At 45.0% G+C, this 10,884-nt stretch carries 7 protein-coding genes; 3 read left to right on the top strand and 4 right to left on the bottom strand.

Features of this window, described 5'->3' with window-relative positions:
* Positions 1–25 precede the first annotated feature (25 nt).
* Entirely contained in the window at positions 26–2,635 is a 2,610-nt protein-coding gene (locus tag A6D97_RS00230) for a hybrid sensor histidine kinase/response regulator (RefSeq protein WP_065583551.1), read from the bottom strand.
* Entirely contained in the window at positions 2,628–3,857 is a 1,230-nt protein-coding gene (locus tag A6D97_RS00235) for an acyl-homoserine-lactone synthase (protein WP_065583552.1), read from the bottom strand. Before A6D97_RS00235 ends, A6D97_RS00230 begins: the two co-directional genes overlap by 8 nt.
* A 668-nt stretch (positions 3,858–4,525) precedes the next feature.
* Here A6D97_RS00235 and A6D97_RS00240 point away from each other — a divergent pair.
* A complete protein-coding gene (locus A6D97_RS00240) occupies positions 4,526–4,918 on the top strand; it encodes a cystatin domain-containing protein (protein ID WP_017066034.1) in 393 nt (130 codons plus the stop codon).
* A gap of 103 nt (positions 4,919–5,021) precedes the next feature.
* On the opposite strand, the gene A6D97_RS00245 is transcribed toward A6D97_RS00240, so the two are convergent.
* The gene (locus A6D97_RS00245) at positions 5,022–5,600 is read right to left on the bottom strand and encodes a hypothetical protein (protein WP_017059982.1); all 579 of its coding nucleotides are present in this window, start codon (positions 5,598–5,600) and stop codon (positions 5,022–5,024) included.
* A 212-nt stretch (positions 5,601–5,812) separates the two neighbouring features.
* Complete coding sequence (locus A6D97_RS00250) at positions 5,813–7,411, bottom strand: isocitrate lyase (RefSeq protein ID WP_065583553.1); 1,599 nt, start codon at positions 7,409–7,411, stop codon at positions 5,813–5,815.
* 130 nt (positions 7,412–7,541) lie between these two features.
* Here A6D97_RS00250 and A6D97_RS00255 point away from each other — a divergent pair, with 130 nt between their 5' ends.
* Both A6D97_RS00255 and A6D97_RS00260 read left to right on the top strand, forming a co-directional pair.
* Positions 7,542–8,495 (top strand): LysR family transcriptional regulator, encoded by a 954-nt coding sequence (locus A6D97_RS00255; RefSeq protein WP_009845781.1) that lies wholly within the window; start codon positions 7,542–7,544, stop codon positions 8,493–8,495.
* A gap of 155 nt (positions 8,496–8,650) precedes the next feature.
* Positions 8,651–10,834: a malate synthase G gene (locus tag A6D97_RS00260; protein ID WP_065583554.1), complete on the top strand. Its 2,184-nt coding sequence runs from the start codon at positions 8,651–8,653 to the stop codon at positions 10,832–10,834.
* Positions 10,835–10,884: the final 50 nt, after the last annotated feature.

Here is a 10,884-nt window from a genome sequence, read left to right on the forward strand (position 1 = left end):
AATGGCGATTCGTGTTTTCCTGAATTTACTCTTCATCTTCGGTTTCTTTGGGAGCATTCGACGCCCAGTCTTTTTCAAGCCAGTTATCGAGCACGTGTTGCAGCACTTTCAAGGAGGTTGGTTTCTCTAGGCGACCATCCATCAACTTGCTGATCATATCTAACTCGTGCTGTCCTGATTCGCCAGACAAAGCAATGATTGGCGTTTGAGGAGAGCGTGCCTTGATGATTTGGCTTGCGTCAAAACCATTCATTATCGGCATTTGTACGTCCATTAAGATCAAATCGACCTTGTGTGTTTTGAACAGCTCGACGGCATTCTCACCGTTTTTGGCTTGCAAGCTATTTACACCAAGTCGACTCAGGTACATCTGAACAAGCGTGCGTTGTACCTCTTTGTCATCGACGATAAGCACGGTTGGAGCCAAATGATTCTCTGGGGTTAGCGTACTTGTTGGTTCTGAACTTTGCGTTTCTGCTTGGTTATCTGGCTTAGCTTCAGCGTTGGTTTTGTTTTCAGTTGCGGTTTGATTACCTTTCCAATCATCGAAGTAAGGCGTACGAAGTGCGTCTGCTTTGGGGGCATTGGGTACCACCGGGAAGTACAGGTGGAACTCAGTAAACTCCCCAAGTTTAGAGTGGCACTCAACTCGGCCGCCAAATGAACGCATCACTCGTTGGCAATAACCGAGCCCTAGGCCGCTACCACCGCTTTTTTGGTAAGAGAAGAAATCATCAAAAATTTTATGTGTAATGGCTTCGTCAATGCCGGGGCCGGTATCTCGGAATATTAGAACGTTCTCGTACGGTCCGGTGTTGGTGCTGATCTCAATTTGGCTTTCTGGATAAGAATCAAAGTAATAGATTGCATTACGTATCAGGTTGAAAATAACGAAATTGAATAAGGTTTCATTGAGCTTTGCTACAAAATCAGCGTGTTGTGGTAAACGAATGCGTTCAATGATCTTTTCATTCTCAAAACCATAGTGGCTTACGGCTTGATCTACGGCTTTGTGGATAGAGGTCATGGCCACAGGGCCGTGTTCAGGCGTACTGTCACTGACTTCGCGCAAGATGATATCAATCAGCTGTCGACCACGTTGAATCGCAGCTTGGCCGTTCTCAATATCAAGTAAGATCTGTTTCGCTGGAGCTTGATTATCAATGTGCTGTTTTAATAGTTCAAATTGCAATTGCACTTGAGCCAGTGGGTTACGCATTTCATGAGCGATTGAGTTAGCAAGGGCACGGCTTTGGCGGATGCGTCTATCGGCTTCGATAGTGCTTTGTACTCGAGTTAACAAGGTTTGCAGGGCAGAGATCTCTTCGTTAGAGAACATCTGATCGTTGCTCTTGTGTGACGATACTAACAAGTGCGTGACCGATTTCCCCTGGCCGAATAGAGGCATCACCAAAGCGGTATCGTTGGAGCTCATCTTGTCATATAGGGCTTTTATCGAGCGCTTGGCTGGTGCGGTGTAATCAAGCTCCTGAGACAGCTCATCGAACACTAAAACGGACTTGTTGGTAGACAGGTAATCTTCGTAGAAGGTTTCGTTGTAGTTGCTGTTCACCAGACGCAACTTGTCTTCGGGAATCTGCAATAGGCTACCTAATCGACGCATTGCATCATCAATCGACAGCTTGAAATCGTCTTCTAGTGAGAGGATCTGTTGTACTGGCGTTTTCTTGTTTCCGTAGACAAAGAACGAGGCGTAGTGGCTTACGCGCTTGTAGAGAACATGCCACGTGATGCCGATAATCGCGCAGATTGGGATAGCAACAAGCCATTGACTGTCGTCTGTCAGCGGGATAAATATCGCGCCAAAAGGGATCACCAAAATAGCACAAACCAACATCGCATTTAGGCTCATGTACGCCAGGTATTTCACGCTGTAGAAGCGCGAGGTCAGCAGGGCATAGCCAACGAACAACATTTCACTTATCGACAAAGCTGGTGGCAGCCAAGTGAGCGAGAAATCACGCAAGAAGTAGGTCATGCCTAGGTGGATCGTCGCAGTAGACAGCATGAAGACTAAAATGCCGGCGATCATATAGTTGGTTTTGGCTAAAGTTAGCTTGCTGCTGTTGGCGCGCATGGCCACCAGGTTGAGTAGTGTTAGCACTGCAAAGCTAATCATCCCAATAAAGAAGTACGGCGTATGCGGGCCAAACTCAATCACGAACTGGCTTGGGCCTGCAATGGTGACGTGTTCAACGGTTAACCCCGGACTTAAATTGATAAAGAAGGAGTAGACGGTCAGGGTGACGAAAATGGCTTGCTGCCACACATGAACCTTACCATTACGTTGTTCAGCGGCGAGTTTGCACGAGAAGTAATAGGCAAAGGCAAACGCAAAGAACGAGGCGAGGTTGGCAAACTTTGCGGCGAACACGGCGGCCGAGGCCCCAAGTTCCGGTAATAAGTCGGTATGGAAATAAGCGTTACTGCTGATCCACGCAACAATGCAGATCGAATACGCGATGTAAGGGGCATGGTGTGTCCCTGCGATCACTTCGTTCTTCTGTTTCAGGCGATAGCAGTAATAGAACAACCACATGACAACCACAGCCACGGTTGCAAGCAGTGTGATTGCTTTTGCATAGATGATCGCCTCTAGGCCGAAATCAAACATGTTCATCCTTTTTCACCGAGCTAGTTTTTCCTGCCGAGCGCGACTTTTCTAATGACTTTCTGCTTTCTCGCACTGCGCGTTTGTAGCTTCGAAAATCGACATTATTGAACGCTTTTACCATCATCTCAAAATTCCAGAATCCACGATAAATTGTCGTGCCATCGTCATTTAATTCGCAATATCCAGAATGGAAGTATGCATTGGAATCAATGGTTTGATAAAACTGAAGCATGAAAGGTTGCTCGATAATAGTGAAGCCAATCTTATAGCCTATTTGGTGTAACACACTCATCAGCTCTTTTTGAGAAAGGTAGAGGAAATAGAGCTTTTGTTGGGTATTGCCACTGACTGTCAGACGTAACACCTCACACAGGGCATCTTTGTCGGACAATTGTAACTGGAATTGTTGGTCAAATTCTGGGAGAGAGTAACATTTTGACAGTGTAGGCGGTGTGAAAAGTTGTAACCCTGCGAGTTCATCGTAGCCGTAATTGGGTAAACAGTATTGCCATTGCTCATTGCTGAACGGCGGTGCGTAACTTAGCCAAGTGTCATTCTTAGACCAGTCTTGAATCAGCGCAGAGGAAACCAGTGTTGGAAAGGCTTCATCGACTGGATGCTTGAGCAGAATAAAATGCTTACCTGCCTGAGAAAGGTGTAATAAAGGCAGCATCTCAAACCATTTCTCGCCCTTGATGAACACCTCGAGATTGCTTAAAGCAATGGCATCGCTGATTGGCATTCCTTGTGGGTGACTCGGTGTTTGTACCAAAAGTGGCTCATGTTCTATCTGTTCGATGATCGCACCGTAATAAGCACTGTCATTGATAGGGAGGTCGACATGAGAAATGGAGCTTGGATTTAATGGAGATTTTGCTTTGATCGCAGCAATTTCACACTCACACCAGAAATCTAGCCAATGCATATAGCACTGCCCTACAGCCCGTTCTAGAAGAGCAATTTCTGCAGATAGTGTATTTGGATAGCGCAGAATCAGATCGCGGTAGTCCATCACCTCAAACAATACAGAGTAGCTTTTGTTTTGATGCTCTGGGAAAAGCAATTCTAACTGGCTTCTACGATATTCAGTCACGTTTTGAAAAAGCTCAGTGCGCTCATGTGGCTGATAAGTGTTGATGACGAGCTCTATCAGCGCTCGCTGTTTTATTTCGATAGACAGACTGCTAGCCAACAGTGAGCCTAAAGACGACGTTAATTTCATGTTTAACCTAGCCTAGGTTTATATAATTATTTTTATTTGATCTGCATTATCTATAGGACACTGATTTTAGGTATGTGTTTGAAGTTACGTTACTTTGAGAGAGCCAATCGTAACTTTACTTGTGTCCATGGTGTGAGAAGTAAGTTGCATAATCGGGCGAGATTTTACTACTTGCACTCACCCTCAACAATAAAGATTTTCCATATTTGAATGAATTCAAAGATGAACAAAATACATTATTATCAACAACTTGTAGGGTTGGATCACAGTTTTAAAATTAGACATGATTAAGTCGAGCATAAACTTTTGGATTTATAAAATAATTTCAAATATCTATTTTTTGAACCAATATCACAATCCACATCAAGATGAGCTCATCTTATTAATCGAGATAGGAATGTTTTTGGTGTGAAGTATGTAATTATCTGATTAATTATGTCTGTATTATTACTCGCTTATTCTCTCGCTACTCATTTTAATGATTTAAATATCAGGTGGATAAAAGCAGAGCTCCAGTGCTCGTCTTGTTTTCCTGACAATCTCCTGTGTTTATAGAGTAGTTACACCATAATCTCTGATGAAGTGATGACATTCGAGGTTTAAGCTTGCCTGCATATGAAACATTATTGCGAGTAATCCCTCGTAAATGATTGAGGTAGAGAGAATTTATGAAGAACGTACGATTAACATCATTACTTGGAACAGCAACCTTGTTTAGTGTCGTGGCGTTAGCTGGGTGTAGTCAGAAATCAGAAGTACCAACTCAACCGCAAGAGAATGCGAACCCCATCTGCAGCACTAAAAACCTGACGGGTGGTTGGTCGCAAAGTGAGATTACACCAGAAGCTAAGCAAGCTTTAAACGCAGTTCTTGGTCAAATGAACACTTCAGCTGAGCTCAAGCAGATCCTGAGTGTGCGAACTCAGGTTGTCGCGGGTTTGAATTACGCTATTGAGTTTGAAATGGATAATGGTGAAGTGTGGAACACCATCGTTTACCGTTCTCTACAAGGTGACATCGAAATGACGCAACCTGCACAGAAAGGTCTTCTGTGCTCATAATCTAGATGCGTCTGTATCTTGTGAGATAGGCTGATAGCAAATAAAAATGGCTCCGTGTTGGGAGCCATTTTTGTTTTTAAGAAGACTGATTCACTGAACGATTTCAGTCGGCCAGCTCGGGCTCGGCTAACTCCTGAACACAAGCTCGGCTGATGTCTTCATCAATGTAGGCCATACCGAGTTTATTGAGGTAGTCCATGCGATCGGCAGTGCGAAGCTCGATGTCGGGGCCTGCAATGTTGTTGGCTTGATAAATTTCAGTGAGATGAGACATGAATTGCTCGCCCACACTCATCATCAATAGACTCATTGCGCCTACGTCCGGTCTTACTTTGGTGCGTTGCTTTTCAGATAGGTTTACCGCTAGTACGATAGGTTGTTCTTCACCTTCGAATCGAACGCCTCGCTCACGAACGGTTTGTTGAGCCCAGTAGTACGCCAGTTCTTTACTCTGAGTGAGAAACACTGGCTCAACCGATTCGGTATAGTTGTTGCCGATGGTTGCCATAGTTTTTGAAGCTGCTTCGTTGAGCGCTTTGTCTCCAGAACGTTTTAAACCTTGGCCTTGAATAGAAGCCAATAAAGCGGAAGATGTGCCGTGATACCAAGTATCACCCGTCGCGAAACCATTCTCTGATAACAGTGTTTTTGCATCTTGTAGGTGTGTAGGTATTGAAGTCATAGGCACTCTCAAAAAATAAGAATCTTAACAAATAGGAATCTGAACAAATACGTATATAGTTAGCTTAAACAGAAGTTGTTCGGTTAACCGTGGTGTGGAACACAAATCTGAGGCTTTGAGATAAAGCTGGCAGTACAAGCTTTATCTCAAAGCCTTCCCCCGGATCTTACCTAAGTAAGAGAGAAGGACGGGGGAGGCTTTAGCGTTAGCGATTAATCAAATTGGTTCGATGTATTCGCTTCACCTGCAGCTTTTAGTGCGTTCTCACCAGCAAAGTACTCTTTGTGGTCATCACCCATGTCAGAACCAGACATGTTTTGGTGTTTAACACATGCGATGCCTTGGCGGATTTCTTTACGCTGAACATTCGCAACGTAACCTAACATGCCTTGGTCGCCGAAGTACTCTTTCGCTAGGTTGTCAGTAGACAGCGCAGCAGTGTGGTAAGTCGGTAGCGTAATCAAGTGGTGGAAAATACCCGCTTCACGTGATGCGTCTGCTTGGAATGTACGGATCTTCTCGTCAGCGCTTGCAGACAGTTCAGTTTCATCGTATTCCGCGCTCATTAGGCTTGCACGGTCGTAAGCTGAAACATCTTTACCTTCTGCTACCATCGCATCGTAAGCTTGCTGACGGAAGTTTAGCGTCCAGTTGAATGATGGAGAGTTGTTGTAAACCAGTTTCGCATTAGGGTGTACTTCACGTACGCCGTCCATCATCTCTTTGATTTGACCGATGTGTGGTTTCTCAGTCTCAATCCAAAGTAGGTCAGCACCTGCATTGATTGCTTCGATACAGTCAAATACACAACGATCTTCACCAGTACCTTGGCGGAATTGGTATAAACCTGAAGGTAGACGCTTAGGTCGAACTAGCTTGCCGTCACGGTTGAAACAAACATCGCCTTCAGCCATATCAGCAACATCAATCTCTTCAACATCTAGGTATGAGTTGTAGATGTCACCTTGGTCGCCCGGCTCTTTCACTACGGCGATTTCTTTTGTTAGGCCAGCACCTTGTGAATCGGTACGAGCAACGATGATGCCGTTGTCGATGCCTAGCTCAAGGAAAGCGTAACGAAGCGCACGAAGTTTTGCGTGGAAGTCAGCGTGTGGAACCGTTACTTTGCCGTCTTGGTGACCACATTGTTTCTCATCGGCTACTTGGTTTTCGATTTGTAGACAACAAGCTCCCGCTTCAATCATCTGCTTAGCCATTAGGTAAGTCGCTTCTGCGTTACCGAAACCAGCATCGATATCGGCAATGATTGGCACTACGTGTGTCACGTGGTTGTCGATTTTGTCTTGAATACGGTCTTGTAGGTTCACATCGCCTGCTTCACGCGCAGCGTCTAGCTCACGGAATAAACCACCCAGTTCACGTGCATCAGCTTGGCGCAGGAATGTGTATAGTTCTTCTACTAGGCCTGCAACCGATGTTTTCTCATGCATAGATTGGTCTGGAAGTGGACCAAAGTCTGAGCGAAGTGCTGCAACCATCCAGCCTGATAGGTATAGGTAGCGTCGGTCTGTCTTGCCATCAAAGTGCTTCTTAATAGAAATCAACTTTTGTTGGCCGATAAAACCATGCCAGCAGCCTAAAGACTGAGTGTATTGAGAACTGTCTTTATCGTAAGCCTCCATATCCGCACGCATGATATCTGCCGTGTATTGCGCGATATCTAGACCTGTTTTGAATTTGTTTTGAGCTCGCATACGAGCAGCAGATTCAGCATTGATTGCATCCCATGGAGCACCTGCAGCGCTTTTTGCAACTTCTATCATTTCGATATCTTGTGTAATTTGCGACATAACTATTCCTTAGTTTCACGTGGGGTATGGTTGCCAAATTGGCTTGGATTAAAACTTTGCTATGGACAAAGAATAACCACTCATGTGATAATTTTGTTAATTTATAGTTATTATATTCGGTATTTTTCTTATGAATATTGCTCGTATAGACCTTAATTTGCTTGTGTATTTAGACATGTTGCTACGTGAAAGAAACGTTACACGAGCAGCAAATCAATTGGGTATTACTCAACCAGCCATGAGTAATGGCCTTCGCCGATTGCGTGATCTGTTTGAAGACCCGCTATTAGTGAGAACAAGTGAAGGGATGATACCGACCGAACGCGCGCACAAGTTGCAGCCACTGATTCGAAACATCTTGGCGAATGTAGAGAAGACACTGCAGCCGACCACAGAGTTTAATGCAGAAGACAGTGAACGCGTGTTTCGTATCATGGCGAGTGACTATGCAGAGTCGACCATTATTCAGCCGCTATTAAAAAAACTGAGCGAGATAGCACCGAAAATACGACTGGATATAATGACGCCAAGTGATGTGAGCTATCAGGATGTAGAGCAAGGTACCGTTGATATAATTATCAACCGATTTGACGATATTCCTCAGTCGTTTCACCAGATGAGCCTTTGGCACGACGGGTTTTCTTGTCTATTTAGTTGTGACAACCCGATAGCCGACAATTTCGATATTTTGTCTTATTTAAAGGCGCAACATATTTGGGTAAGTAAGACTGGTATGGGAACGGGAGTCGGGATAAACCCAAGCGAAGCACAAAAGCTTGGTTGGATAGATGAAGCACTAATGCGCATTGGTAAAACCCGTAACATCACGGTGTTTACGCGACACTACTTGTCGGCGATTCTCTTCGCACAACAGAAGAACCTGATCCTGACTATTCCTACCAAAGCCGCTCAACTGCAGCGCAATAACCCTAGATTGTTGATCAAGCCTGCGCCATTTGCGATTGAACCCTTTGAGGTGAAGATGGCGTGGAGTCCATTGTTACAAACCAATCCAGACCACCAGTGGATGCGTCGTTTGATTAAAAGTGTCGCTAACGAAATCGAGAGTGGAGTAACGGAATAACACAGTTTTTAGGGTATTTTTTATATGAATATCCAATATAACCGGCATAAATTAGCTAAATTCATGTCCGTTAAGTAAGTTTAAGTCAGTAAAGTAAATTTGAGCTAGTCACGAAAATTTATTGAGTAGCCATAAATTAGTTTGAGAGAGATTTTATGAGCAGTCGTATTCAACAGGGAAGCTTGAACATTGATAGCACCCTCTACCAATTAATTAATGAGCAGGTGATTCCTGGAACAGGCATTGTCGCTGAAGACTTTTGGCAATCATTTGCAACCATCCTTGAAGATTTGGCTCCAAAAAATCGCGCATTGCTTATCAAGCGTGAAGATCTTCAACATCAAATTGACGTTTGGCACCAAGAGCGTGCCGGGCAAACGCTCGATCCTGTAGAGTACAAACAGTTCTTACAGCAGATCGGTTATTTGGTTCCTGAAGGCGATGACTTTCAAGTGACGACAGCCAGCGTAGAACCTGAGATCGCAACACAAGCAGGGCCGCAGCTTGTGGTGCCAATCATGAACGCACGCTTTGCACTTAACGCAGCCAATGCGCGTTGGGGCAGTCTATATGATGCGCTCTACGGAACGGACGTGATCAGTGAAAGTGATGGCGCGGAAAAGGGCGGAAGCTTTAACCCTGCTCGTGGCGCTAAAGTAGTGACTTATGCTCGTGAGTTCCTTGATGATGCAGCGCCATTAAACGGTGTCTCTCATAAAGACGTGACCAAATACAGCATCAGTAACGCTAGCATCGGCAATAAGCTCATAGCGACACTCGATAACGGCGAAGAAGTCACTCTCATTGATAGCGACCAGTTCATTGGCTATCAAGGTGACGCAAGTTCCCCTTCGTGCATTCTTCTTAAACACAATAATCTGCACATCGAAATTCAAATTGACCCAAGCGCACCGATTGGTAGCGTTGATGTGGCGGGTATTAAAGATGTGTTGGTCGAAGCTGCCCTAACAACCATTATGGATTGCGAAGACTCGGTTGCTGCAGTTGATGGTGAAGACAAAGCATTGGCTTACCGTAACTGGTTAGGCTTGATGAAAGGTGATCTGCAAGAATCACTAGAGAAAAACGGCAAAACTATTGTTCGTAACCTTAATCCCGATCGCCAATACACCAGCGTGACGGGTGGTGAGATTTCACTAAAAGGCCGCAGCATGTTGTTCATCCGTAATGTCGGCCACTTGATGACTAACCCTGCGATTATTGATGCCGAAGGTAATGAAGTGCCTGAAGGCATTATGGATGGCATGATCACTTCGTTAATTGCGATGCATGATTTAAAAGGGAACAGTGCTTACCAAAACTCGACCGCGAACAGTATCAATATTGTAAAACCTAAGATGCATGGTCCTGAAGAAGTCGCGTTCACCAATGAGCTGTTTGGCCGCATTGAAGATGCATTAGGGCTAGATCGATTCACGATCAAAGTCGGCATCATGGACGAAGAGCGTCGTACTTCGGTTAACCTTAAAGAATGTATTCGAGCGGCTAAAGATCGTGTTGTGTTCATCAATACAGGTTTCTTAGACCGAACGGGTGATGAGATTCACACCAGTATGGAAGCGGGACCATTCGCTCCTAAAACACAGCTGAAAACCATGACTTGGATTGGCGCATACGAAGATCAGAACGTTGATCTTGGCTTAGCTTGTGGCCTGCAAGGTAAAGCCCAGATTGGTAAAGGTATGTGGCCAGAGCCGGATAATATGGCGAAGATGATGGACGCGAAAATCGGACATCCACAAGCGGGTGCCAATACCGCTTGGGTTCCTTCTCCAACCGCCGCGACTTTGCACGCGCTGCACTATCATAAGGTGAGTGTACCAAGCCGTCAGAAAGAGCTTCGTGAGCGAGTGAGAGCCAATGTCGATGATATTCTTACTATCCCGTTACTGGGCGATCAAAAGCTTACCGCGCAAGATATTCAAAGTGAACTGGATAACAACACCCAAGGTATTTTGGGTTATGTGGTTCGTTGGATTGACCAAGGCGTTGGTTGTTCGAAGGTACCTGATATTAACGATGTAGGGTTAATGGAAGACCGAGCGACGCTGCGTATTTCAAGCCAGCATATTGCGAACTGGTTACGTCACGGCATTTGCGAGGAAGCTCAGGTAATGAAAACCATGAAGCGTATGGCCGCAGTGGTGGATGAGCAAAACGCTGGCGACCCGAGTTACCGTAACATGGCGCCTGATTTTGAAAACAGCATTGCATTTTCAGCGGCGTGTCAGTTGGTATTCGAAGGCTGTGCTCAGCCGAGCGGTTACACCGAGCCAGTGCTGCACGCGATGCGTCTAAAACTGAAAGCGCAGGGATAGTGAAGCAACCGAATAACAAAAACAGAGAATGTAAAATACTAAAAAAAGAA

Origin of the sequence: Vibrio sp. ZF57 (assembly GCF_001691235.1) — a bacterium.
GTDB lineage: Bacteria > Pseudomonadota > Gammaproteobacteria > Enterobacterales > Vibrionaceae > Vibrio > Vibrio crassostreae_C.

Coding starts and splice junctions, on each gene's coding strand:
- A6D97_RS00250 (WP_065583553.1), bottom strand. CDS start 7,411: ATGTCGCAAATTACACAAGATATCGAAATGATAGAAGTTGCAAAAAGC.
- A6D97_RS00230 (WP_065583551.1), bottom strand. CDS start 2,635: ATGTTTGATTTCGGCCTAGAGGCGATCATCTATGCAAAAGCAATCACA.
- A6D97_RS00245 (WP_017059982.1), bottom strand. CDS start 5,600: ATGACTTCAATACCTACACACCTACAAGATGCAAAAACACTGTTATCA.
- A6D97_RS00240 (WP_017066034.1), top strand. CDS start 4,526: ATGAAGAACGTACGATTAACATCATTACTTGGAACAGCAACCTTGTTT.
- A6D97_RS00255 (WP_009845781.1), top strand. CDS start 7,542: ATGAATATTGCTCGTATAGACCTTAATTTGCTTGTGTATTTAGACATG.
- A6D97_RS00260 (WP_065583554.1), top strand. CDS start 8,651: ATGAGCAGTCGTATTCAACAGGGAAGCTTGAACATTGATAGCACCCTC.
- A6D97_RS00235 (WP_065583552.1), bottom strand. CDS start 3,857: ATGAAATTAACGTCGTCTTTAGGCTCACTGTTGGCTAGCAGTCTGTCT.